Annotated in this window: 19 protein-coding genes; 8 read left to right on the top strand and 11 right to left on the bottom strand. The window is 71.2% G+C overall.

All coding sequences use genetic code 11. The annotated features are described in order from the left end of the window. The first annotated feature begins 312 nt into the window (after positions 1-312). The 5 genes from JN22_RS16380 (at position 313) to JN22_RS16360 (ending at position 6,406) form a co-directional block, all read left to right on the top strand. Positions 313-453 carry a hypothetical protein gene (locus tag JN22_RS16380; protein ID WP_179166178.1) on the top strand — a complete coding sequence of 47 codons (141 nt, stop codon included), beginning with the start codon at positions 313-315 and terminating at the stop codon, positions 451-453. Next, entirely contained in the window at positions 434-2,428 is a 1,995-nt protein-coding gene (locus tag JN22_RS16375) for a hypothetical protein (protein WP_085554985.1), read from the top strand. The genes JN22_RS16380 and JN22_RS16375 overlap by 20 nt, the downstream gene beginning before the upstream one ends. 4 nt (positions 2,429-2,432) lie before the next feature. Beyond that, positions 2,433-3,434 (top strand): site-specific tyrosine recombinase XerD, encoded by a 1,002-nt coding sequence (locus JN22_RS16370; RefSeq protein ID WP_085554984.1) that lies wholly within the window; start codon positions 2,433-2,435, stop codon positions 3,432-3,434. Between the two features lie 302 nt (positions 3,435-3,736). Further along, positions 3,737-5,341 (top strand): malate synthase A, encoded by a 1,605-nt coding sequence (aceB, locus tag JN22_RS16365; protein WP_085554983.1) that lies wholly within the window; start codon positions 3,737-3,739, stop codon positions 5,339-5,341. A 144-nt stretch (positions 5,342-5,485) separates the two neighbouring features. Further along, on the top strand, positions 5,486-6,406 hold the full coding sequence (locus JN22_RS16360; RefSeq protein ID WP_179166177.1) for a DMT family transporter: 921 nt from the start codon (positions 5,486-5,488) through the stop codon (positions 6,404-6,406). Between the two features lie 18 nt (positions 6,407-6,424). Here JN22_RS16360 and JN22_RS16355 read toward each other — a convergent pair whose 3' ends face one another. After that, on the bottom strand, positions 6,425-7,171 hold the full coding sequence (locus JN22_RS16355; RefSeq protein ID WP_085554981.1) for a class I SAM-dependent methyltransferase: 747 nt from the start codon (positions 7,169-7,171) through the stop codon (positions 6,425-6,427). Between the two features lie 156 nt (positions 7,172-7,327). On the opposite strand from JN22_RS16355, the gene JN22_RS16350 reads away from it, so the two are divergent. Both JN22_RS16350 and JN22_RS16345 read left to right on the top strand, forming a co-directional pair. After that, positions 7,328-8,284, top strand: coding sequence for an acetyl-CoA carboxylase carboxyltransferase subunit alpha (locus JN22_RS16350; protein ID WP_085554980.1), 957 nt, complete (start codon positions 7,328-7,330; stop codon positions 8,282-8,284). A 30-nt stretch (positions 8,285-8,314) separates the two neighbouring features. Further along, the gene (locus tag JN22_RS16345) at positions 8,315-8,842 is read left to right on the top strand and encodes an MAPEG family protein (protein ID WP_085554979.1); all 528 of its coding nucleotides are present in this window, start codon (positions 8,315-8,317) and stop codon (positions 8,840-8,842) included. Here JN22_RS16345 and JN22_RS16340 read toward each other — a convergent pair. Both JN22_RS16340 and JN22_RS16335 read right to left on the bottom strand, forming a co-directional pair. Beyond that, positions 8,796-9,746: a glycosyltransferase family 2 protein gene (locus tag JN22_RS16340; protein WP_085554978.1), complete on the bottom strand. Its 951-nt coding sequence runs from the start codon at positions 9,744-9,746 to the stop codon at positions 8,796-8,798. The genes JN22_RS16345 and JN22_RS16340 overlap by 47 nt on opposite strands. A gap of 10 nt (positions 9,747-9,756) precedes the next feature. Next, positions 9,757-11,154 (bottom strand): hypothetical protein, encoded by a 1,398-nt coding sequence (locus tag JN22_RS16335; RefSeq protein ID WP_085554977.1) that lies wholly within the window; start codon positions 11,152-11,154, stop codon positions 9,757-9,759. 206 nt (positions 11,155-11,360) lie between these two features. Here JN22_RS16335 and JN22_RS16330 point away from each other — a divergent pair, with 206 nt between their 5' ends. Beyond that, complete coding sequence (locus JN22_RS16330; RefSeq protein WP_085554976.1) at positions 11,361-13,202, top strand: right-handed parallel beta-helix repeat-containing protein; 1,842 nt, start codon at positions 11,361-11,363, stop codon at positions 13,200-13,202. Positions 13,203-13,289: 87 nt separating this feature from the next. Here JN22_RS16330 and JN22_RS16325 read toward each other — a convergent pair whose 3' ends face one another. From JN22_RS16325 to JN22_RS16290, 8 genes are all read right to left on the bottom strand, one after another. After that, positions 13,290-14,447: a glycosyltransferase family 4 protein gene (locus tag JN22_RS16325; RefSeq protein WP_223677755.1), complete on the bottom strand. Its 1,158-nt coding sequence runs from the start codon at positions 14,445-14,447 to the stop codon at positions 13,290-13,292. Beyond that, a complete protein-coding gene (locus JN22_RS16320) occupies positions 14,444-15,658 on the bottom strand; it encodes a glycosyltransferase family 4 protein (RefSeq protein WP_085554975.1) in 1,215 nt (404 codons plus the stop codon). Before JN22_RS16320 ends, JN22_RS16325 begins: the two co-directional genes overlap by 4 nt. A gap of 3 nt (positions 15,659-15,661) precedes the next feature. Beyond that, entirely contained in the window at positions 15,662-16,918 is a 1,257-nt protein-coding gene (locus JN22_RS16315) for a glycosyltransferase family 4 protein (RefSeq protein ID WP_085554974.1), read from the bottom strand. A 5-nt stretch (positions 16,919-16,923) separates the two neighbouring features. Beyond that, the gene (locus JN22_RS16310; RefSeq protein ID WP_085554973.1) at positions 16,924-17,892 is read right to left on the bottom strand and encodes a GDP-L-fucose synthase family protein; all 969 of its coding nucleotides are present in this window, start codon (positions 17,890-17,892) and stop codon (positions 16,924-16,926) included. 157 nt (positions 17,893-18,049) lie between these two features. Beyond that, complete coding sequence (locus tag JN22_RS16305) at positions 18,050-19,051, bottom strand: NAD-dependent epimerase/dehydratase family protein (RefSeq protein ID WP_085554972.1); 1,002 nt, start codon at positions 19,049-19,051, stop codon at positions 18,050-18,052. A gap of 54 nt (positions 19,052-19,105) precedes the next feature. Further along, complete coding sequence (locus JN22_RS16300; RefSeq protein WP_085554971.1) at positions 19,106-20,461, bottom strand: nucleotide sugar dehydrogenase; 1,356 nt, start codon at positions 20,459-20,461, stop codon at positions 19,106-19,108. Positions 20,462-20,739: 278 nt separating this feature from the next. After that, on the bottom strand, positions 20,740-22,185 hold the full coding sequence (locus JN22_RS16295; RefSeq protein ID WP_085554970.1) for a flippase: 1,446 nt from the start codon (positions 22,183-22,185) through the stop codon (positions 20,740-20,742). A 260-nt stretch (positions 22,186-22,445) separates the two neighbouring features. Then, a complete protein-coding gene (locus tag JN22_RS16290; protein WP_085554969.1) occupies positions 22,446-24,716 on the bottom strand; it encodes a GumC family protein in 2,271 nt (756 codons plus the stop codon). Positions 24,717-24,774 lie beyond the last annotated feature (58 nt).

Genomic DNA, 24,774 nt, shown 5'->3' with positions numbered 1-24,774 from the left:
CCCCGTCGCCGATCCGTCATACCCGTCCGACCCACCCCGACACAAGCGCGCGCAGGAGAGGCATGGCGGGACCGCGCCGCGCGGCGGGCTCCGCAAGCTGTGACGCCGCAGGTCCGGGCCTTCTGTTGCGCGGCGGTGCATCCTGAGGCTACACTGCGCGCCAGCCAGCGGCGGTCCGCCCGTCCGGTGGCGACCGGGCGGACGGGCGACTGCTTTAGCAGAAAAGCCATTCCTTGTCCCAAGCCGCGCGGTCGCGGGGCATGATAGCTCCGCTGCGTTTCGCCGTTCCCAGACACAACACGCCTTGGTGCCATGAGCCGGTTCGTCTCCGTCCTCGTCATTCTGCTGCTGCTGGTCATCGGCGGCGGCATGGCGTTCCTCGCATCCTGGGACATGCCGGTTCCATCGAAGACGGTGGAGAAAGTCCTCCCGGATGAGCGCTTCCCGCGCTGACGCCGATCCGGGAGGCGGCCGGACGCTGGCGGCCGCGCTGGCGCTGGCCGTCGCGGGCTGGGCGGTCTCCGCCCCGGCCCAGGGCGTCATCGGTCCGCCCGTCCGCCTGATTTCGCCTTCCATGGAGGCGCCCCCCGGCGGGGCGGTGCAGGGTGGCGGCTCCGCCGATGCCTTCCGCCTTCCGGCCGATCCGGAGGCGCCCGCACAGCCGGCCGGCACCGCCGGCGCGGCCAGTGGGGTGGCGGGCGCCATGGGCGCGCCGACCATGGGCGGGCCGACTCCGCTGCTGCCGGCTCCCGCTCCGCCATCGCTGGCGGTGATCCCGACCGTGCTGTCGCCCGCCGTGATCCGCGGCGAGCCGCTCGGCCCTCCCGATCCCGACGGCGCCGGCCTGCTGGAGGGCGCGCGGGGGCTCGGCGGCGACCCGTGGCGCGGCATCGGCCGGGCGGAACTGCTGCCGCTGATCGCCGCCCTGCCGGTCTCCACCCCGTCCCCCGCCGCCAAGGCGCTGGCGCGCCGGTTGCTGCTCAGCGCCGGTTCGCCCGCCGCCCAGCCGGAGGAGGCCCAGGCGGGAGGGCAAGCGGGCGAAACGCCCCCCGCCCGCCGTTTCGGCGCCCTGCGGATCGCCAAGCTGGCCGCCCTCGGCGACCCGCAGGGCGCGGCCGACCTCGCCGCGCGCCTGCCCGACGCGCTGGCCGCCGACGAGGCCGCCGCCCGCGCCCTGACCGACGCCGAGCTTCTGCGCGGCTCCATCGATTGCCCGCGCGCGCGGACGCGCGGGCAGGGTTTCGACGGCCTCTACTGGCGCAAGCTGGAGCTGTTCTGCCGCGCCCGCTCCGGCGACCAGGCGGGGGCCGACCTGACGCTCGCCCTGCTGCGCGAGCGGGCGCCGCGCACCGACCCCTTCCTGCCTGTCGCCGAGGCGCTGACCGGCGGGCCGTCCCCGGCGATGCGGACGCTGCGCGACGGGGCGCTCGGCGCCGACGGGGCGCTGACGCTGGCCGCCCTGCGCGCCGCGCGGGTCGGCGTGCCGCCGGACCTGCTGGGTTTGAGCGACCCGGCGGCGCTGGCGGCGGTCGCCACCAACCCCTCGACCGATCCGGCGACCCGTGTGACGGCGGCGGAGCGGGCGGCGGCGGCGCTCTATCTCGACGGCCGGCAACTGCTCGACCTCTACGGCGTGGTGCCGGCGCGCGGCGACGAGCTGCTGCGCGTCAAGGACATCGCCGGCCGCGACCGCTCCGCCCGCAGCCGCGCGCTGGTGCATCAGGCGATGGCCGGGGCGATGGACGGAACCCGCCGGGTCGGTCTGGCCCTGCTGGCGGTCGATCTGGTGGAGGCGCCGCTGCGCGCCGGCCCGGTCGGCGCGGCGGCGGCCAGCCTGCTCGACGGCGTGTCGCCGACCAGCGACGCGGCGGCGCTGGCCCCGGCGGCGGCGAGGCTTCTCTACGCGCTCGGCCGGCCCGACGCGGCGAAGCGCTGGCAGGATCTCGCCTTCCGCACCGGGCGGAGCGCCGACGTCGCGTGGCTGTGGCCGCTGGCGACCGTCGCCACCGGGCGCGGCCCCGAGTCGGTCGATCTGCGCGGCTGGCTCGACGAGGCGCTGCGCGGCGCCGGGGCCGCCGACCGGGTGCGGATCACCGGGCAACTCGCGCTGCTCCAGGCGGTGGGCGTCGCGGTGCCCGACGAGGCGTGGATGGCGGCGACCGACGGCGCCGGCCCGCCTGGCGGCCAGGGCGGTGTCGATCCGGCGCTGTGGCAGCGACTGGGCGACGCGGCCGGCGGCGGCCGTGTCGGCGAGACGGTGGTGACGGCGCTTCTGCTGCTCGGCGAGGGCGGGCCGGCCGCGGTGTCGCCGCTGGTCACCGCGCGGGTGGCGGCCAACCTGCGGGCGGTCGGGCTGGAGCCGGACGGCCGCGCCCTGGCCCGCGAGGCCATGGCGGCGCTGGCCGGGCCGAACCTTGCGGGACCCTGAGGCCATGAGCGAACCCAAGCGTCGCGGACGCCCCTGCAAACCACGCCCCCTGGCGGCCTCGCCGCATGTGGACGCCTTCCTCGACATGCTGACGGGCGAGCGCGGGGCGGCGCTCAACACGCGGATGGCCTACGAGCGCGACCTCGCCGACCTCGGCCGCTGGCTGGCGCAGCGCGGCCTGCCGCTGGAGAGCGCCGGGACGGACGACCTGCGCGCCTATCTCGCCTTCCAGGCCGGCGGTGGGGCCGGCGGCGGGCCGGCCGCCCCGCGCACCGTCGCCCGGCGGCTGTCGGCGATGCGGCAGTTCTACCGCTTCCTGGTGTCGGAGGGGCGGCGGGCCGACGACCCGGCCTCGGCCCTCGACAGCCCGAAGCAGGGGCGCTCGCTGCCCAAGATCCTGACCGAGGCCGAGGTCGGCGCCATGCTCGCCACCGCCGAGGCGCGCGGCGGGCCGGACGGGCTGCGTCTGGTGGCGCTGCTTGAGGTGCTCTACGCCACCGGCCTGCGCGTGTCTGAGCTGGTCGGCCTGCCGATGACGGCGATCCTGCGCGAGGGGCGCGGCCTTCTCGTGCGCGGCAAGGGCGGCAAGGACCGGATGGTTCCGCTGTCGGATCCGGCGCTGGCGGCGCTGGCGGCCTATCTGCCGCTGCGCGCCCATTTCCTGGTGGCCGGACGGGAGGCGGTGCAGACGCCCTTCCTGTTCCCGTCGCGCAGCTCGCTGGGCGGCCATCTGACGCGGCAGCGCTTCGCCCAGTTGCTGAAGGAGCTGGCGGTCGAGTCCAACATCGACCCCGAGAAGGTCAGTCCGCATGTCCTGCGCCACGCCTTCGCGACGCATCTGCTGGATCACGGGGCCGACCTGCGCTCGGTCCAGAAGATGCTGGGTCACGCCGACATCGCGACGACGCAGATCTACACCCATGTGGTGACCGAGCGGCTGAGGAAGGTCATGCACGAGCATCACCCGCTGGCGCGGAAGAAGGTCGTCGAGCCTTCCACGGAGTGACGGCCGCGGCGTGGGTCGAATTTTTCGGACACGGATGAACACAGATAGACACAGATGAATTGGGATGGGTTTCTGCCGTCCCTCCCATGTTTTGAAATGTGGGAAATTCTTATTTTGTCCATCTGTGCCTGGCTGTGTTCATCCGTGTCCGAAAAAATGCGGCTCTTTCGACATCCATCCGGCTGCAAGGACAGGCTCGCTCCTGCGACGTTCGGCCGTCCCTGGAGTCCGCGCGTGCCGTGCTATACCGTTTCCTCAACCGCCGCAGAGCGGTTCTTTCGATAAGGGAAGGGGAGCGCGTCATGTCCACCACCATCTCCGGCCTCGACATCCTGGGTCCGCTGTCCCCCGGTTTCGACGCAATCCTGACGCCGGAGGCGCTCGCCTTCATCGCCGAACTGGAAGGGCGGTTCGGGGCGGAGCGTCTGCGGCTGCTCGACGTGCGCGTCCAGCGCCAGGCCCTGCTCGACCGGGGGGTGAAGCCCGATTTCCTGCCCGAGACCCGCGCCATCCGCGAGGCCGACTGGAGCATCGCCCCGCTGCCGGTCGATCTGCTCGACCGCCGGGTGGAGATCACCGGGCCGGTCGACCGCAAGATGGTCATCAACGCGCTGAACTCCGGCGCGAAGATCTTCATGGCCGATTTCGAGGACGCCAACTGCCCGACCTGGGCCAACCTGATCGAGGGCCAGATCAATCTGCGCGACGCCGTCCATCGCACCATCTCCCACGAGGATCCGGCGACCGGCCGCAAATACCGGCTGGACGACCGGACCGCCGTGCTGAAGGTCCGCCCGCGCGGCTGGCATCTGGAGGAGCGCCACGTCCGGATGGAGGGCGAGCCGGTCTCTGCCGCCCTGTTCGACTTCGGCCTCTACGTCTTCCACAACGCGCGCGAGCTGCTGGCGCGCGGCAGCGGCCCTTATTTTTACCTGCCGAAGCTGGAAAGCCATTTCGAGGCGCGGCTGTGGCGCGAGGTCTTCACCGTCGCCGAGGAGTACCTGCATCTGCCGCACGGCAGCATCAAGGCGACGGTGCTGATCGAGACGATCCTCGCCGCCTTCGAGATGGACGAGATCCTCTACGAGCTGCGCGACCATTCCGCCGGGCTGAACTGCGGGCGCTGGGACTACATCTTCAGCGTCATCAAGAAGTTCCGCGCCGATCCCGCCGCCGTCCTGCCCGACCGGGCGGAGGTGACGATGGCGACCCCCTTCCTGTCCGCCTACAGCCAATTGGCGATCAAGACCTGCCATCGCCGCAACGCGCCGGCCATCGGCGGCATGGCCGCCTTCATCCCGGTGAAGGACGACCCGGCCGCCAACGAGGTCGCCTTCTCCCGCGTCCGCGCCGACAAGGAGCGCGAGGCGTCGAACGGCCATGACGGCACCTGGGTGGCGCATCCGGGGCTGGTGCCGGTGGCGCTGGCGGTGTTCGACACCTACATGCCCACCCCCAACCAGATCGCCCGCAAGCGCGCCGACGTGGCGGTGACCGCCGCCGACCTGCTGGCGATTCCAGCCGGCCCGAAGACCGAGGCGGGCCTGCGCAACAACGTCGCGGTCGGCATCGGCTACATCGCGGCGTGGCTGCGCGGCCAGGGCTGCGTCCCGCTGTTCAACCTGATGGAGGACGCGGCCACCGCCGAGATCAGCCGCGCCCAGGTCTGGCAATGGCTCCATCACGGGGTGAGCCTGGACGACGGTCGCGCGGTGACGCTCGACCTCGTCGATTCGGTCATCGCCGGGGAGCTGGCCGGTTGGGCATCCCGCGTCGGTGCCGAGACGTATGGGGCCGGTGCTTACGAGGAGGCCGCCGCTCTGTTCCGCGATCTGGTGGCGCGCGGCGACTTCGTGGAGTTCCTGACCTTGCCGGCCTACGACCGTCTGGTCGCCGGCGAGGTGTGATGCCCGTGTCCTGAGCGAAGCTAGGGCTTTGCGCCCCCCGCACGGGTGGGATGCCGGGGGAAGGGCTGGCCTTCGGGCGCGGATCGGCCGATGTCTGTCGTCCGATCCGTCCTGTTCCGCCGGCGCCTGTCCCGGAGTCCGCCCATGTCCGCCTCGTCCGCCGCTCCGGCTCTCGTCCCCTCCCGCCGGTGGGAGCCGCTGGCCCTTCTGCTCGCCACCGGCGGGCTGATCGGCACGCTGTTTCCCATCACCAAGCTGGCGCAGACCGCCGGGGTGGCGCCGCTGCCCTGGGCGCTGTCGATGATGGTCGGGGCGGGGATCATCCTCGCCGCGCTGACCCGCGCGCGGGGCGGCCGCCTGCCGTGGAGCGGGCGCTATCTGCGCTATTACGCGGTGTCGGGATTCCTGTCGATGGCGCTGTCCAACGTCGTGGTGTTCCTGGTGATGCCCAGGCTGGGGGCCGGGCTGACGGCGGTGGTCTACACGCTGCCGCCGATCCTGACGCTGCTGATGGCGACGGCGGTCCGCCTCGAACGGCCCAACCGGCGCCGGGTGGTCGGCATCGGCGTCGGGCTGCTCGGCGCGCTGATGATCGTCGGGCCGCGCGGCAGCCTGCCGTCGCCCGACCTCGCCGGCTGGATGCTCTTCGCCTTCCTGGCGCCGCTGTCGGTCGCCGCCGGCAACGTCTACCGCACGCGGGCCTGGCCGCCGGGTGCCCATCCGCTGGCGCTCGCCACCGGCACCATGTTCGGCGGGGCGGCCTGGGTGGCGCTGGCCCTGCTGGCGAGCGGCGGGGTCGGCGACCTTGGCGGGCTGGCTCTGGCGCCGGGCTTGGCGCTGGTCCAGATCGCGCTGACGGCGCTGACCTATGTGCTGTATTTCCGGCTCCAGGTCGTGGCCGGGCCGGTCTATCTCAGCCAGATCGGCTACGTCGCCACGGCGGTTGGGCTGGCGAGCGGCGCGCTCGCCTTCGGCGAAACCTACTCGCCCTGGGTCTGGGGCGGCGCGGCGGTGATCGTGGCCGGCGTGCTGCTGGTGAGCACCGGGCGCCGCAAGGCCGGCTGAGGCGCCGGCCGTCCTTTCTCAGCCGACCCGGCCCAGCCGGATCCCCAGCGGCCAGCGGATGGTCCGTTCCCGCTCCGGATCGCCCCACAGCGGGGCGATGGCGTCGGCGAAGCCGTCCAGCGGGTTGGCGCCCGTCGCCTTGGCCGCCGCCTTCACTCCCGACCAAGTGTTCATGTAGTGCAGCAGGCGCGGCAGCGTCCACTCGGCCTCCATCGCCACCCGCGGCGTGGTCTGCTCCTCGAAGGGGAAGGGCAGGTCGCGGTAGCCGTCGACCACCTTCCAACGGTCGGCCGGCCAGTACGGCCCCAGCGTGTGGTTGTGGAAACGCTCGATCAACGGATCGAGCATCGGATCGACCAGCAGCAGCCCGTAGCTGACCAGCGCCAGCGCGGCACCCGGCCGGGCCACCCGCCGCACCTCGGCGTAGAAGCGGTCGAGGTCGAACCAGTGCGCCGCCTGCGCCGCGACGATCAGGTCGCAGGAGGACCCATCCAGCCCGCTGGATTCGGCGGGGGCGACGGCGTAGCGGATGTTGGGGCGGGGGTCGGCGTTGGCGATCTGCTCGGCGCTGGCGTCGGTCGCCGCCACCGCCGCGAAGCGCCCGGCCAGCGCCGTGGAGAGCTGCCCGTTGCCGCAGCCGACGTCCCAGGCCAGCCCGCGCGCGGGCGCCGCCCCGGCCAGCAGATCGGGCAGGGCGGCGGGATAGGTGGGGCGGAAGGCCCGGTAATCGCCCGCATGGGCGGAGAAATGATCCTGGAATCCCATGGCCGGACAGGATAAAGGGAATGCGGCCGGCTTGGAATCCCCCTTCGTGGATCCCTTGTCGGCCTTTCCTGGGCGGTGCCGGCTCTTTATGCAGTGGCCTGTCCGTCCCGAGCGTGCTAACCAAGCGCGCGCCTCGTTGAAACACCCGTGTCCGGCATGCAGACCTTCCTGGAATTCGAAAAGCCGATCGCCGAGCTTGAAGGCAAGATCGAGGAATTGCGGCATCTGACCAACGCCGGCGACATCAACATCGCCGACGAGGTCGCCAAGCTGCAAGCCAAGGTCGACAAGCTCCTGCGGCAGACCTACGCCAAGCTCACGCCCGCGCAGAAGGTTCAGGTGGCGCGCCACCCCAACCGCCCGCATTGCCTGGATTACGTCCAGGGGCTGATCGAGGACTTCACGCCGCTGGCCGGCGACCGTTTCTTCGCCGAGGATCGCGCGATCATCGGCGGCCTCGGGCGCTTCCGCGGCCGCTCGGTCGTGGTCATCGGGCAGGAGAAGGGCCACGACACCGAGTCGCGCGTCCGCCACAATTTCGGCATGGCCAAGCCCGAGGGCTACCGCAAGGCCCAGCGTCTGATGGATCTGGCCGACCGATTCGATCTGCCGGTGGTCTCGCTGGTCGACACCGCCGGCGCCTTCCCCGGCGTCCAGGCGGAGGAGCGCGGGCAGGCCGAGGCCATCGCGTCGAGCATCGCCCGCTGCCTGCGGCTGAAGGTGCCGATGGTCGCCTCGGTCATCGGCGAGGGCGGCTCGGGCGGTGCCATCGCCATCGCCACCGCCGACCGGGTGCTGATGCTGGAGCATGCGATCTATTCGGTGATCTCGCCGGAGGGCTGCGCCTCGATCCTGTGGCGCAGCTCCGACATGGCGGGTGAGGCGGCCATCGCGCTGCGCCTGATCAGCCAGGATCTGAAGGAACTCGGCGTCATCGACCGCGTTGTCTCGGAGCCGATCGGCGGCGCCCACCGCGACCCGGCCGAAATGGTCAAGGCGCTGGGCGACGCCATCGAGCAGTCGCTGGGTGAGCTGGACGGGCTGGACGGCGCCGCTCTGCGCGCCAAGCGCCGCGAGAAGTTCCTGGACATGGGCCAGAAGGGTCTCGGCTGACCCGGCGTCCAAAAAGGAGGAAGGGTTTCCATGGCCGAACGGCGATCCTCCTCCCTGACGATGCGGGCAGCTTTGGTGAATGCGGGAGCGGCAGCGGCGACGCTGCTGCTCTTCGCGTTTCTGGTGTCGGTGGTGGCGGCCCCGGTGGGCATCGCCGATCCGGGCGCCCGCATGGCCTTCTGGGGGCGGCTGGTCCTGTGGCCGGCGCTGGTCCTGTTCGCCATGGCCGGCGGCGTCATGCTGGCGCGCGCCTTGGGACGCGCCTTCAACCCCATCGAGGATCCCGAATCGCGGCTCCAGCGCGTCAGCCAGCGGGTGCTGGCCAACAGCGTCGAGCAGACGCTGATCTTCGTCCCGGCGCTGGCCGCGCTGGTGGCGACGCTGCCCTTGCCGGATCTGGGCGTGCCGGTGGTGGCGACGTGGCTGTTCGTGATCGGTCGGCTGCTGTTTTGGGGCGGCTATCTCGTCCACCCCTTCGCGCGGGCGCCGGGGATGGCGATGACCCTGTCGGTCAATCTGGTCGTGCTGGGCTGGGCGTTCCTGCGGGCGCTGGCGTAGCCCTGTGCCGGGCCTGCGGCGCGCTCGCCGGTGCCGCCGTCGCCGCCAGATCCAGCCAGCGCCGGTAGGCCGCCTCGCCGACCGGGGCGCGGTGCTTCAGCCCGATGCGGAGAATCTCCGGCAGCGCCAGCAGCACCTTCAGGTCGGTCAGGCGCGGGCCGTGCCGCAGGTTCTTCCAGCTGTTGCCGACCCAGCTCCGCAGGAACCGCCAGGGCAGCATCCCGGCCGGGCAGCGCGCCACCTCGCGGATCAGGTCGTTGCGGTGGTTGTAGAAACGTTCCAGCCCCGGCTTGCGGCCCTTCTCGCTCTTGTCGTGATAGACCATGATGCCGGGCAGGGCGACCACCCGGTGGCCGGCGCCGAGCAGGCGCAGGCAGCGGTCCTTCTCCTCGCCCTGGCGGTACAGCTCGGGCATGTAGAGCCCGACCGCCGCCACCGCGTCGCGCCGCAGCAGATGGCCGCAGCCGACGTACCAGGGCGCGTCGAACGGCGCCACCCCCTTGGGGAAATAGACCTGCCCGTCGCGCGTCTCGATGTTGCAGGCGACGGCGGCGACGTCCGGGTTGGCCTCCAGATAGGCGACGCAGCGCTCCAGCCCGTCGGGCTCGACGAACCAGCTGTCGTCGTCCACCGACAGCACGCAGTCCCCGGTCGTGTTCACGAAGCCGAAGTTGCGCGCCAGGATCAGCCCGCCATTGTGCGGCTGGCGGACGTAGCGGATCATCGGGAAGCGGCTTGGGGCGAACTCGCTCCGCATCATCGCGTCGGTGCCGTCGCTGGACCCGTCGTCGATCACCAGGATCTCGACCGGCGGCGTGGTCTGCGCCATCAGCCGGGCCAGCGCGATGCGCAATTCCGGGGCGCGGTTGTAGGTGGCGATGACCGCGCTGACGGTGAGCGTCATGGAAGCGTCCTCAAGCGTCGGAAGCGAAATTCGACGGGGCGCCGGGACGGGTGTGAGGGCTCAGCGGGTCGTCGTCCAGGATGCCCCAGGCGCGCAGCGCCCGCGTCAGCCCGATCCACAGCAGGATCGGCAGCAGCGAGAAGAAGCCGAACTTCACGATGGTGATGTTGCCGTCGCGGAACCATTGCAGCGACAGCGGCAGGAAGGCGCAGTAGAACAGCACCGCGTAGCGGTTGAGGAAGCCGCTGGTCCAGAACCAGCGGTGCAGCCGCCCCAGGATCAGCCCGACCGCCGCCATGGTGACGAGCATGCCGATCCACCCCCCGCTCATCCAGCCGTCGCCGGGCAGCGAGGTGGTCAGGTTGGCGAAATTGCCGTAATCGTGCAGCGACACCCATTTCAGCGGGTCGCCGACCGGCTTGTCGGGCCACAGCACGCGCGGGATCGGCTCGGTGAAGAGCTGGAGATATTGGGTGAACCAAGTGTAGGTCCCTGACTGCTCCGGCACCACCCACAGGATGAAGGCGAGGAAGTCGAAGTTCGCCAGATCCTGGTTGGCCAGCGCGTCGATGGCGCGGCCGCCGTCGCCGGCGGTGGCGCGGAACAGGCTCGACCAGCCGGCGTCGCCGGCCAGGATGTCGCGCAGCGCGCCGCGGTTGTTGCCCAGGATGTTGAACAGCGCCAGCACCGGCAGGGCGACGGCGAGGTGCCACAGGCGGAACCAGCGGGTGCGCGTCCGGTACAGCACCAGCAGCACCAGCCCGAGGATGCCCATGATGATCGCCCAGCGCCCCCAGCCGAGATAGGCGCGGTAGGCGACGAAGGCGCCGAAGGGGATGAAGGACAGCGGGTGGAAGCGGCAGACCCAGATCACCCCCAGCGTCAGCGGCAGGCCCATCGAATGCGCCTCGGCGATGTAGCCGGTGGTGTTGGTGTAGATCGGCTGGCCGGTCAGCGGGTCGCGCTCCATCTGCACGTCGCCGCTGCCGGTGAAGCTGGCGCCCTGCTGCCGCTGGATCGCCGAATAGACCGCCAGCGGGGCGAGCAGCGCCGCCGTGGTGACGAAGGCGACGATGTCCACCTTGTCGAAGCGGAAATCGGGCGTCCGCGACAGGTCGGGCCGGACGTTGCCGGCCCAGCCGCAGGCCAGCGCGAAGGCGACCAGCGCCACCGAGCTGACCATCAGCGTGAAGACGAACTGCTGCGCGTCGGGCCAGAAGCCGATGAACAGCCACACCTGATCGAAATTGGCGGTGTGGACCAGGATCGGCCGCAGGACGAAGACCAGCCCGTGGAACACCAGATAGAGCGTCAGCGGGTGGAACATCGACGCGCTGCCGGTGCTGAGGAACGCCACGGCGACCAGCAGCAGCACCAGCGTTTGCGCGATCAACGCGATTTCGATCATGCCGCGTCGGTCCTTGATTGACGGTGAGGAGCGGGACGGTCCGGATAGGAGGAACGGCCAGCCTATACGCCAGGGTCCGGGGCCGGAGGGGTGCAGAGGGTGTGCGCCCTTCGCACCCGCGTCACTCCCTTCGCGCTTTTGCGCCTCTTCGGGGGATGGGGCAGCTTTCTCCCTTCTGCTCGGCCCTCCTGCTCGGGAGACACCCCATGACGCATTGGATGGCACGTCGGATGGCCCGCCGGACGGTCCTGGCGCTGGTCGCGTTCCTTTCCCTGGGCGCCCCGCTGCGGGCGGAGGATGCGGAGAGCGTCGTCTCGCCCCAGGGAAGCGACCAATGGTCGGGCCGGCTTGCCGACCCGGCGCCGGACGGGCGCGACGGTCCCTTCGCGACGCCGGGCCGCGCGCTGGAGGAGGCGCGGCGCGGCGGGCCGAAGACCATCCGGCTGCGCGCCGGTACCTACGCGCTGACGGAGCCGCTGGCGGTCGGCCCGAACCTGTCGGGGCTGCGCATCGCGCCCTATCTCAAGGAAACTCCCCTTTTGTCCGGTGGCGAGCGGATCGGCGGCGCGTCGGTCGACGACAGGGGCCTCTTGTCGGTGCCGCTGGCGCGCGACCCCGGCCTCGACGTCGCGCTGGCCGGCGTCCGGCTCGACGCCGCCCGCAGCGGCGATTTCGATCCCGCCGATCCGGTCCGCAGCGGCTGGTTCCTGGCGAAGGCCAGCAAGGACGATCCCAAATCGCCCGGCAGCAAGCGCAAGCTGCTCGTGCCGCCCGGCACGCTGCGCGCCGGCTGGGCCGGACCGGGAGTGCGGGCGCAGGCGCTCGACCGCGAGCGGCTGTCCGACGACCTGCTCGGCGTCGCCTCAGCCGACCCGCGCGGCCTGCTGACCTTCGACCGGGACGGACAATACCCCTACCGCGACGGCTCGACCGTCCGGCTGCTCGGGCATCCGGACTTCCTGAAGCACCCCGGCCAGTTCGCCTGGGACGCGAAGGCCAAGCGGCTCATGGTCCTGCCACCGAGGGAGCGCGCCGACGGGCGGGGCGAGCTGGTGGTGGCGCGGCTCGGCGTGCTGCTCCGTGTCGAGGGCGCCCGCGACGTCGCCATCGAGGGGCTCGGCTTCGCCGACGTGCCGCAGGACGGAACCGCCATCCTGCTGAAGGGCGGCGGCGGGCACCGCGTCGTCGGCAACCGTTTCGCGCTGGTCGGGACCGCCGTCACGCTCGACGGGGCTGACCGCAGCGAGATCGCCGGCAACCGCATGGACCATCTCGGGCGGTCGGGCGTGCAGCTGATGCCCGGCAGCGACGGCAACCGCATCGTCGGCAACCGCATGGCGAACATCGGCGAGGTGCGCTTCTTCGGCGGCGGGGTGATGGCGGCGGGGGTGCGCAACACGCTGATCGCCCACAACGACATCCGCCACGCCGCCCGCTACGGAATCTCGATCAAGAACTGGAACGAGCAGACGAAGAACGTCGACAACACCGTCGAGTACAACCGGATCCGCGACACCGCCCGCCAGACCGCCGACGCCGGGGCGATCGAGACGCTGGGCCGCAGCGACATCGACACGCGCACGGTGATCCGCTTCAACGACATCCGCGACACCGGCGGCATCGCCACCGACGCCCAGGGCCAGTGGCTGGTTCGTTACAAGGGCTTCGGCATCTATCTCGACGACCTGACCGACGGGGTGACGGTGGAGGGCAACCTGCTGGAGAACACCGGCATGGCGGCCATCTTCCTGCACGGCGGCGACGGCAATCGGGTGACCAACAACGTCGCCCTGCTGACCGACCCGAAGGACCGCTTCCTGCGGCTGGAATGGGTGCCGAGCGCCGGCAAGGCCGGATTCATGCGCGACAACGTGGCGACCGGCAACATCGTCCAGGGCGTCCATGGGCCGGCGGCGAAGGACCAGCTGGTCAACAGCCTGAGCGGCGGCGAGTACCGGATCGAAGGGACGGTGACCGGGCAGGTCGGCGAGCCGCTGCGCGGCGCGGCAATCCCGCGCGACCGGATCGGACCGGAAGGGATGAGGTGACGACCTTCCCCCAACCCTTCCCCGCTGGGCCTTCCCCGCTGGGCGGGGAGGGGTCGGGTGGGAGCACGGGCTGTCGCTTGAAAAGCTCTATCCCGCCACGCGCCGCTTGGCGCGGACGGCGGCGGCCGGGAGCGGCAGGGGGCCGGCGATGCGGTCGAGCAGCGCGTCCAGCCCGGAGCGTCCCGCTTCGAAGGCGACGCGGGCGCGGGTCAGCGCCTGTTCCGAGGCCGCCGCCAGCGCCTCGCGGTCGGCGTTCCAGGTGTCGAGGATCGGCAGCGCCGTGGCGACGAAATCGCCATCCTGCGGCACCAGCCCCTCGTGCGGGATGTCGGAGCCGATGCAGCCCCGTTCATGGGCCAGCACCGGCACGCCGGCGGCCATCGCCTCGAACAGCACCAGCGGTTGCGCCTCGTTGCGGTAGCGGGTGGGGAAGGCGAAGACGTCGATGTCGCGGTAGAAGGCGTCCTTGTCGGCGCCGCTCACCGGGCCGCGATACTCGACGGCGCCGTCGAAGGCCAGCAGGCCGGCGGCGACCAGCGCGTTGTCGCGCTGGCTCAGTCCGGGCCCGGCCAGCACCAGCCGGGCGTCGACCCCGGCGAGCTGGAGCGCGCGCAGCAGGGCGAACAGCGTGTCCAGCCCCTTGTCGGCGCACAGGTTCGACAGGTGGCCGATGCGCAGCGGGCCGACGCGCGGCGGCCGGGGCGCCGGGGCGGGCGGCGTGAAGATGGCGTTGGACATGGTCGTGCAGGTCCGCGCCGCCGGGTAGGTCCGCTGGAAGCGCAGCTGCATGGCCGGGCACAGCAGCACATGGGTGCAATCCGGTCCGGCGACCCGCGTCAGCAGCCGCATCCGCCAGGTCGGCTTGGCGATGGTGGCGAAGGAATGGTGATGCAGGGTGCGCTCATAGCCGAGCAGCCGCGCCGCGCCGGCCAGCGCCGCCGTGTAGAGCGCCCCCCAGCCGGCATCGACCGGCATGTAGAAGCGCCGGTCCGCCCGCCGCACCCCGGCGGCGAGCCGGCCCATGGTCCCGAGCACCCGCCCGATCTTGCGCCGGTGGTAGCCGAAGCCGCCGCCGTTCCAGCCGGGCGACAGGTCGGCGACCTCGACGCGCCCGCGCAAGCGCTCCCGCAGCCGGTCGAGCACCAGGGCGGTGACCCGGCTCATGCCGTCCACCGGCGGCGGCAGGCGGCCCGACACGACGACGTGGGGCGTCGCCGGGTCGGGGAAACGGTCCGGCGCGCTCATCCCTGGCTCCCGCTCAGTTGGCCGGAGGGCTGGGGCTCACGCTCCGTTGCCGGAGCCCTTTTGGGGTCGCCTTTGGAGCCGCCCAACGCCGCCACCGCCCGCTCGACCGATTCGGCGAAGAAGTCGGAGTCGGCCAGCGCCTGGAAGGGGCGGCCGTTCAGGCTCAGGCGCCGCCATTCCTCCTCGCTGCCGGCGACCGACAGCATGTAGCGGGCCAGCCCCTCCGGGTTGTCGGGCTCGACGATGTGGCCGTTCAGCCCGCTGCGGATCAGCACGTCGCGGGCGCCGCACTGGTCGGACAGGATGGTCGGCACCCCCATCGCCAGCGCCTCGTTCACCACCAGCCCGAACTGCTCCTCCAGCGAGGGCAGCAGCAGGCAGAGCGTCGAGCCGAGCGTCTCGGCGATGCCCTTTTCCTGGAGGAAGCCGCGGAAGAGGATGTGGCCGTCCAGCCCGCGCCGGGTGACCGCGGCGCGCAGCTCCGCCTCCAGCGGGCCGGAGCCGCACAGGTGCAGCGGGCGTGCGGCGGCACCGGCGAGGTTGCGGTAGAGGTCGTAGGCCTCGACCGCGCGGAACAGGTTCTTCTTCGGCACGAAGCGGGCGATGATGGTGAAGTGGCGGTCGGCGAAGGGCACGCCGCCCGGCGCCGGCTCCATCCCCGACAGCCGGCGGATGCGGTCGAGCGACAGCGTGTCGTAGCCGATGAACAGCCGGTCCTTGGGCAGGCCCAGCAGGCGGAAATAATCGACCGTGCGGTGGCTGCCGCCGATGCCCGCCTGATAGGGGGCGTAGAAGACGCTCTTGACCAGCTCGCGCCACAGGATACGCGGCTTGTCGTCGTATTTCGACGCGTTCATGTTGATGACCTTGCGGCCCATCAGCCGCAGCGTCGTGGCCAGCGCGAAGACGTCGGCGTCCTCGTAATGGCAGAGGAAGACGTAGCGGGCGTCGGCCTTGCGGCATTCGCGCAGCAGGGCGCGGTAGACCGCGGCCTTGGACAGGTCGGCCTTCGACTGGCCGGGAAACAGCGTGATCTTGCGGAAATTCTGGCCCCCGCCGGTCGAATCCCAGGCGTAGGTGTGGGACTTCGACCCGACCTCAAGCCCGACCACGTCGTAGAGGTGGCCGAGCCGGCGGCCGACCGCCTCCAGCCGGTCCATGTGGTAGGGACCGAACATCTCCCAACTGAAGACGAGCGCGGGTTTCGTCATGGCTCATTCTCCGTGGGACGGTTGGGTGAGAAGCGTGGCGTAGCGGTCGAGCGCCACCGCACGGGTGGCGTTGCCTTCCACCCAGGCGCGGCCGCGGCGCCCCATGGCGGTGGCGAGCGCGCGGTCCTTGAGCAGCCGCGCCACCGCCTGCGCCAGCGCCAGCGGCTCGTCGGGCGGGGTGCAGAGGAAGGCGCCGATCTCCGCCTCCAGCGCCGACAGGGCGGAACCGGGCAGGCAGGTGGCGACGAAGGGCCGCCCCGACGCCAGGATCGTCACCGCCTTGCCGGGCATGGCGAAGGCCGCCCCCTCCGGCCGCTGCGGCACGAGATGGACATCGCCCTCGGCCAGCGCCTCGTTCAGCCGGTCCTTGGGGGCCAGGGGGGAGAACTGGAGGTTGGTCAGGGCCATGGCGGCGGCCTGGGCCTTCAGCTCCTCCTCCAGCCCGCCCTGCCCGCGCAGCAGCACGCGCGCCTCGGGCATCAGCGCCGCCAGATGGCGGGCCATGTCGAGCAGCTGCTCCAGCCCCTGCTTGCGGGCGAAGGCGCCGCTGTAGAGCGCGGTCGGCGGCTGGTCGGGACGGGGCAGGGGGTGCACCGCGTCGGCGTCGACATGGGGCGGGATGACGGTGATCGGCCGGGTCACGCCCAGTTCGCGCAGCACCGCGCGCATCGGGTCCGACAGCACGACGATGGCGTCGGCGCGGTTCAGCGCGGTGCGCTCCAGGGCGCGGATCGCCTTGACCGCCGCCTTGCCGCCCATCCCGAGCGCCCCGGCCAGCCCCGACTGGATGTCGTGGACGATGGCGACGTGCCGTCCGCCGGGGGCGGTGAAGCGGTCGGCCAGCGCGACGCTGAGGATCGACGGGCAGAGCGACAGCACGGCGTCGTGCCGGCCGACACGGCCCTTGGCGAGCGCCGACGCGAAGCCGGCGTGCAGCACGCCCTCGTGCAGCAGCCGCGCCTTCATGCCGCCGCCGGCCGGCGGGATGGTGGTCAGCCGCTCGATGCGCACGCCGTCCACGGTCGTGCTGTCCCGGGCGCCGTCGGCGTAGCCGTCATAGACCTGGTTGCCCGGGTAGTTGGGGCGCGCGGTCAGCACCGTGGTGTCGCAGCCGGCCGCCGCGAAGGCGGTGGCGAGGTCGGTCATCATCGGCGCGCTGCCCGCCGGTTCCGGCCAATAGCTCTGGGCGACCAGCAACAGCTTCGGCGGCACCGCCGCCGCGAGGCGCGGCTGGCGGAGGAGCGAGGACTCGTCCGGCATCGGTCTCACTCCGCCGCCTGGGTGACGGAGGGGGCGGGAGCCGGGGGAGCGGCGTGCTCCAGGAACCAGTCGTAGGTCCGCCTGAGCCCTTCCTCCAGCCCGACCTTGGGGCGCCAGCCGGTGGCGAACAGGCGCGACACGTCCATCAGCTTGCGCGGGTGGCCGTCCGGCTTGTCGAGGTCGTGGCCGAGCGTGCCGGGGTAGCCGACGGTCTCGCGGATCAGGCAGGCGAGGTCGCCGATGGCGATGTCCTCGCCGGGGCCGACATTGACGATCTCCCCGGAGTCGTAATGCTCCATCAGATGCAGGCAGGCGTCGGCCATGTCGTCGACGTAGAGGAACTCGCGGCGCGGCGTGCCGGTGCCCCACAGCGTCACCGTCGGGTTGCCCGCCATCTTGGCGTCGTGGAAGCGGCGGATCATGCCGGGCAGCGCGTGCGAGGTTTCCGGCTCGAAATGGTCGCCGGGGCCGTAGAGGTTGGACGGCATCGCGCAGATGGCGTTGAAGCCATACTGCTTGCGGTAGGCCTGGCACATGGTGATGCCGGCGATCTTGGCGACGGCGTAGGGCTTGTTGCTCGGCTCCATCGGGCCGGACAGCAGCGCCTCCTCCCTGATCGGCTGCTCGGCGTGCTTGGGGTAGAGGCAGGAGGAACCGAGAAACAGCAGCTTCTTCACGCCGGCGCGCCACGCGGCGTCGATGACGTTGGTCTGGATCAGCAGATTGTCGCGGATGAACTCGGCCCCGCTGCGTTCGTTGGCGAGGATGCCGCCGACCTTGGCGGCGGCGAGGATGACGTGGTCGATCCCCTCGCGGTCGAAGTAGGCGCGCACGGCGGCCTGGTCGGTGAGGTCGAGCTGCGAGCGGTCGCGGAGCACGAGGTCGGTGTACCCGGCCTCCGTCAGCCGCCGCAGGATGGCCGAGCCGACGAGGCCCCGGTGGCCGGCGACGAAAATACGGCTGTTGCGGTCCATGCGCGCCGTCTCCTCTATGGCTCTGTTTGTCTCGAAGCCCTTCTCCCCTTGTGGGAAAAGGGTTGGGATGAGGGGGATTCCGCCGGAGGCGGAAGAGTTGCGCCCCCTCGCCCCAACCCCTCTCCCTCGGGGAGAGGGGCTTTGAAAGCGTCGGCGCCTACTCGGCCGCCTGACGCCCGAACCGTCCGGCGTCGGCCCGAGTCCGCGCGGCGTACCAGTCCACCACCCCCGGCAGGCCCTGCGCCAACGGGATGCGCGGCGTGTAGCCGAGCGCCGTCAGGCGGGAAATGTCCGGGCTGCGCCGGTCGGTGCCGCCGGGGGCGGCCGGGCCGGGGACGATCTCCGCCTCGCGGCCCAGGCAGGCGATGGTCCGGCGGGCGAGGTCGGCGATCGACACCTCCTCCGGGTTCCCGACATGGTAGATGCCGAGATGGTCGCCGCGCCCGATCACCGTGACGATGCCGTCGATGGCGTCGTCGATGTGGACGAAGGCGCGGGTCTGGCGGCCGTCGCCCTGGATCGGGAAGGCGACCGGGCCGCCGCCGGGGCTGCCGTCCACCGCCTCCACCCCGCGCCGGACGAATTCGGGGATGACATGCTCCCACCCCATGTCGGCGCCGTAGACGTTGTGCGGCCGGAAGATCGCCACCCGGTCGAAGCCGGTGCGGCCCCAGTTGACCGCCAGCAGCTCCGAGATCAGCTTCGAGCCGCCGTAGCTGTAGCGCGCGTTCAGCACGTCCGGCACGACCAGCGGCACATCCTCCGGGGTCGGCACCTGCGGCGGCGTCTGGTAGGCTTCCGACGAGGAGGCGACGACCAGATCGCCGACCCCGTTCGCCCGGCAGGCGTCCAGCACGTTCAGCATGCCGCGCACGCCGACGTCGAGCACCACCTCCGGCTTCTCGTAGAAATGCTTGGTGCCGTTGACGGCGGCCAGATGCAGCACGCCGTCGACTCCCTTCACCGCCCGCGTCACCGCGTCGGCGTCGCGGATGTCGCCCTGGACGAACTCGACATCGTCGAGCACGCCATGCAGCCGGCCGGTGTGGCCGCGCGAGTTGTCGTCCAGCACGCGGACCGTGTGGCCGTCGCGGACCAGCCGCCGGACCAGCGCCGCGCCGATGAAGCCGCTGCCGCCGGTGACGAGATAATGCGTCATCCTCAGTTCCCCTCAGGCCAAGTCGTCTCAGGCCAAGTCGTCTCAGGCCAAATCTCAGGCCACGTGCGCGTAGCGCGCGGCGCCATGGCTGCCCAGCGCGACGTAGGCGGTGCCCTCCGGCAGGTCGACGTCGCGGCTGTTGAAGTTGTTCCAGAAGTCGTAGATCACCCCCGGCCGGTCCATCCGTCCCGCCAGATCGGGCAGCGGCATCGAGGTGAAGACCGGGTGATTGTTCAGGATGACGGCGAGGTTGGCGCCGCGCACCGCGTCGGCCATGTTGGCCGCCGGCTCCAGACCGAAGCTGCGGATGTCATCGGGCCGCACCACCGCGTCGAAGCCGCGCAGGCGGGCGGTGGGGAAGCGCTGGCGCAGCTCGTCGAGCACCGGCTTGGCCATGGTGCCGCGCAGGTCGTCGGTCGCCGGCCGGCCCTTGAAGGCGAGACCCATCAGGCTGATGGTCGGCTCCGTCGGGAAGCCCTGCATCGAGTGGGCGAGGCGGCCGAGGAAGTCGGCGACCTCGACCGGCTGGCTCTCGTTCACCCGGCGGCCGGCGGCGGTGATCGCCATCTCGACCCCGGCCTCGCGCGCCGCCTCGATCAGGATGTGGGGATCCTTCTCCAGGCAGGGGCCGCCGACCGGGCCGGGCAGCGGCAGGTTGGTGCGCGGGTAGCCGAGCTTGCCGGCGCGCGCCACCTCGACCGCCGAGATCTCCATGGCGTTGCACAGCTTGGCGATCTCGTTGGAGAAGGCGAAGGTCACGTCGCGGTAGGTGTTGTCGACCAGCTTGATCAGTTCGGCCGTCTCCAGCGTCGAGACCTTGACCGTCGTCGGCGTCAGGAAGCCGAAGATCTGGGCGGCGCGGGTCGCCACCTCCAGGCTCTCGGCCCCGATGATCTGCGGAAGCTGGTTGAGTTCGACCAGCGCCTGCCCCTCCAGCGTGCGCTCCGGGCAGAAGGCGATGTCGAATTGCTTGCCGGTGGCGCGCAGGATCGGCGCCACCACGTTGCGGGTCGTCCCCAGCTTCACGGTGGAGCGGAGGATGACCAGATCGCCGTCGTGCAGGCAGTCGGCGACCTGCCGGGTCGCCGCCTCGATCATGTCGGTGCGGACCTGGCCGTTCTTTCCGAGCGGCGTGCCGACCGTGATGATGAAGACGCTGGCGGCGTCGCAGCCGTCGTGCGACTGGCTGAAGGTGAAGCGGCCGCGCGCCATCACATGGCGCAGCTTTTCGGTCAGGCCGGGTTCGTAGAAGTGGGGATCGCCGTTGCCGAGCTTGTCGAGCACGTCGCGGCGCACCTCGACCCCATGCACCCGGAACCCGGCGTCGGCCATCGCCACGGCCAGCGTCAGCCCGACATAGCCGAGGCCGAGGACGCAGACATTGCGGTCGGAAAAACTGTTGGGAAGCATCGTCGCTCCTGCCGTTGCGGGAAGGCCCGCCGTCGCCGGTGAGCCATGGTCGGTCGAGAGGGGATATACGCTTCGGAAATAGTTCAAAGATGAAATTTCGCCATTCGAGCGATGACCTTCCTCATCGAACATGGTGCAGCGCGAAATGTTCCAGAAAACCTAGCCGCTTGAAAAGCCTATGATTGCTGAGACGTCTGGAGTTATTGGGGTTAACACCGGCCGAACACGAATGAATGCTTGGGATGACAAACCGTCACTTTCGAACGTGGTAATCGGGATCATGCGACGACTCCCGTCAGGCGGCGCAACCGGGTTGGCTGCACGAGGCCCGTCAGCAGCGTCGCCGCCGTGAAGACCCCGACCACCACGGCGCCGCCGGCCAGGAAATCGACGATGGCCGGTGTCTTCTCCAACAGCGGGGCGGCGAAACGTTGCAGCGCCAGCGCCGCCGCGATGGCCAGCGCGCCGCACAGCGCCGCACGCGCGGCGAGACCGCCATACAGCTCGCCCACCACCTTGCGGTGCAGCCAGGCGATGGCGACGGTCGCCGCCAGCTCGGCGGTCAGGGTCGCCATGGCGGCGCCCTGGATGCCGTAGCGAGGGATCCACCAGACGTTCAGCACGGCGTTCAGCGCGCCGCCGGCCAGCATGGCGATCATGTAGCCGGTCTGCCGGTGCCAGACGAGCAGCGGGTTGCCGAGGATCATGTTCGCGTAGACCACCGCCGACGCCACCATCAGGATGCGCAGCGGCAGGGCCGCCGGGTCGTAGGCGCCGCCGAACAGCGTCGCCAGGATCGACGGCGCCAGCGCCAGCCCGCCGGCCACCACCAGCGCGCCGACGGTCAGCATCACGGTGGCGTAGGCGCGCATCCGCTCGCGCATGTGGTCGAGGTCGCCGTAGGACGCGGCGAGCTGCGGCAGGAAGGCGTTCATCACGATGTTGCCGGCGAGGTTGGCCAGCGTCTGCACCTTCACCGCGGCGCTGTACCAGCCGACCTCGGCGTGCGGCGCCATGAATCCCAGCATGACGACGTCGAGATGGGTGAAGATCGCCCAGGCGAAGACGCCGACCGCCATCGGAGTCGCCGCCGTCAGGATCTCCCGCCACACCCTCAGGTCGATGCGCGGGCGCAAGCGGCCGAAGTCGCGGCGGAAGCGGCCGATCATGATCAGCGCGTTGACGGTGATCGCCCCGCCGGTGATGGCGGCGGCGACGATCGCGTCGTCGGGCCCGCGCACCAGCAGGAAGACCAGCAGCATCGAGCCGATCGAGGTGCCGATCTCGCGGGTCGCGATCACCCCCATCCGCTCGGTCGCCTGATAGACGAAGTCGAGCACCAGCGCGTTGCCGAGAAGCTGGACCGCCTGCACCAGAAGCACCGCCTTGACCGCCATCGGCTTGTCGAGCGACAGCACGAAGGCGGCGTAGAGCGCGCCGACCACCAGCGCCAGCACGGTGCGCAGCGTCAGCACATGCTCCGACAGCGGGCCGGCCTCGTCGCGGTCGCGGGCGATCTCGCGGACGGCGTAGGTGGACAGCCCCAGATTGACGAACAGCGCCGCGTAGGCCATCAGCGAGGTGCCGAACCCCAGCACGCCGAAGCTGTCCGGACCCAGCACGCGGGCGGTCCAGGCCGCGGTGACGAGTCCGCTCGCCATCGTCGCGGCCTTGGCGGCGGCCAGGGCGCGGATGTTCTGGAAGATGCGGCGTCCGGCGGTCATGCGAAGCTTTCCGGTGGTGGAGCCAAGGCCCTCTCCCGCCGCGGGAGAGGAAGGGGACCCGCGAAGCGGGGAGGGTGAGGGGCTGTCGGGGCATGGATTCACATCGCACGCCCGATCGCCCCTCACCCTTCCCATGCTGCGCATGAGCCCCGAGGTCGCTCGTAAATCTCGCGACCGCATTGCACCTACGATCGCCTTCGGCGCTCGTCCGGCCTGCGGCCGTCGGTTCCATGCCCTCTCCGGGGGCGGGAGAGGGAGGGTCAGTTCGCGTAGTAGCGCCGGTAGCCGTGGTAGCGTCCGCTGTCCGGGAACTCGTACTGGGCGTGGCGGCGGGTATCGACCTGGCTGAACAGCACGCCGACCACCTCGCCGCCGGCCTCGACCAGCTCCTTCAGGCCGGCCATCGCGGTGCCGCGCTTGGTCAGGCCCCAGCGGACGATGAACACCGTCTGGTCGGCCAGCGCCGCCAGGAGCTTGCCCTCCGACACCGCCAGCACGGGCGGCGAATCGAGCACCACCCGGTCGTATTCCATCGACAGCCGCGTCAACAGCTGATGCATGCGCGACGACCCCAGCATGTCCTGCGGCAGGCTCGACCCATGGCCGGCGGCAATGAAGGCGAGCCCCGTCCGGGGATCCGTCTGGATGACCTCGTCCGGGGTGCAGGCGCCGGTCAGCACCTCGGTCAGGCCGCGCGGGTTGGCCAGGCCCAGCATGTCGTGCAGGCATTTCCGCCGCAGGTCGCAGTCGATCAGGATGGTGCGCTGGCCGGCGTTGGCGCAGGTGCGGGCGAAGGCGGCGGCGACCGAGCTCTTGCCCTCGCCCGGCACCGACGAGCTGAACAGGATCACCTTCTGCCGCCCGTCCGGGTTGGCGAGCAGCAGCGAGGTGCGCAGGTTCTGCATCGATTCGGCGAAGGCCGAAACCGGCTTGTCGAGCACGTAGGAGGCGGGCGAGCCGCCGAAGCGCGGGATGCGCGGCACGATGCCGAGGCTGCGCACGCCGGTCGCCGTCTCGAACTGGTGCGGGCTGCGGAAGCCGCTGTCGGCCCGCTCGCGCAGCATCGCCAGCAGAACGCCCAGCGTGCCCGACGCGATCAGCGCCAGCAGGATGATGATCTTGCGGTTGGGCTGCGAGGGGTCGAGCGGGATCGCCGCCTCCGACACGATGCGGGCGTCGGGCTGCTGGATGTTGCCCTGCGAGGCGATCTCCTGCGAGCGGGTCAGCAGTGCCTCGTACATCGCCTGGGCGGTGCTGGCGTCGCGCTCCAGCGTGCGCAGGCCGACGGTGGACTGCTGCTGCTCGTTCTGCTTGGCCTCCAGCTGGTCGAGGCTCTGCTTCAGCCCGGCCTCGCGGCTCTTGGCCAGCTCGACCTCGTTGCCGAGGTTGGCGACGATCTTAGCGACGTCGGTCCGCATCTGGCCCTGGAGGTCGCGCAGCTCGCTCTGCAACGCCTGCAACGCCGGATGGCGGGAGCCGTAGCGGTTGCTGGCGTCGGCGATGCGGCGCTGGATGTCGACCTCGCGCTGGCGCAGCGACTGGATCAGCGGCGATCCCAGCACCTCGCCGACCGCCGACACGCCGCGCGGCGACTCGGCGAGCGCCGTCACCTCGCGCAGCCGGGCCTCGGCCTCCTGCCGCTTGGTGCGGGCCAGCATGTAGTCGGTGTTGAGGGCGCCGAGCTGCTGCGTGACGACCGTGTTCTCGCCGCTCGATGCGGTCAGGCCGTTCTGGGCGCGGTACTTCTCCACCGCGTCGCCGGTGGTCTGCGCCTCCTTGCGCAGATCGGCGATGCGCTCCTCCAGCCAGCGGGTGGCGCGCTGAGACGCCTTGAACTTCTCGTCGAGCTGGTCGACGAGGTACAGCTCGGCCATGGTGTTGGCGACCAGCGACGCCTTGCGCGGATCCTCGCTGTCGAAGCTGACGGCGATGACGTAGGAGCGGCCCTGCGGCCGCACCGCAACGTTGTCGAGCACCGCGTTGACCACGGCGGTGGTCTGGTTGCGGGCGGTTTCCTCCGGCGACAGCGGCAGGTCGCTGCGGGTGCCGCGCAGGGCGTCGATCCACCCGGCGGGAATCCAGTTTCGCGGGTTGAGCGCCGCCCAGAAGCCGGTCGGCTCGGGCCTCAGCGAGGCGTTGAACTCGGGGTCGTTCATCAGCCCCAGCCGCTTGACCAGCTTCTCGGCGAAGGCCGGCGATTTCAGGATCGCCACCTCGCTTTGCAAGGCGCTGATGTCGGGGGTCATCTCGGACATCACCTCCTGGAAGGCCAGGACGGTGTTCTTGCGGTGCTCCACCATGATCAGGGTTTCGGCGGTGTAGAGCGGCGTCATCCGCAGTGCCACCAGCGCCGCCAGGCCGGTGCCCAGCACGATCGCGGTGCCGATCAGAAGCTTGTGGCGCCTCAGCAGGCCGGTGGTCCGGCGCACCGCGGTGGCGGCGCTGGCCGACAGGTCGAGCGACACGGAGCCGGCGTTTCGTCGTCCGACCGGCTGGTGAGGCGGCTGTTCCTGGATGTCCTGGGTCGCCAAAGGGATCCTCCTCGCATAGCGGCCAACGGGCGGGGCAACCGGCGCCGGGGCGCTGGCC

Origin of the sequence: Azospirillum agricola (assembly GCF_020005195.1) — a bacterium.
GTDB lineage: Bacteria > Pseudomonadota > Alphaproteobacteria > Azospirillales > Azospirillaceae > Azospirillum > Azospirillum agricola.
Note: the sequence above shows the minus strand (reverse complement) of the source record. Positions and strands in the feature narration are given on the sequence as shown.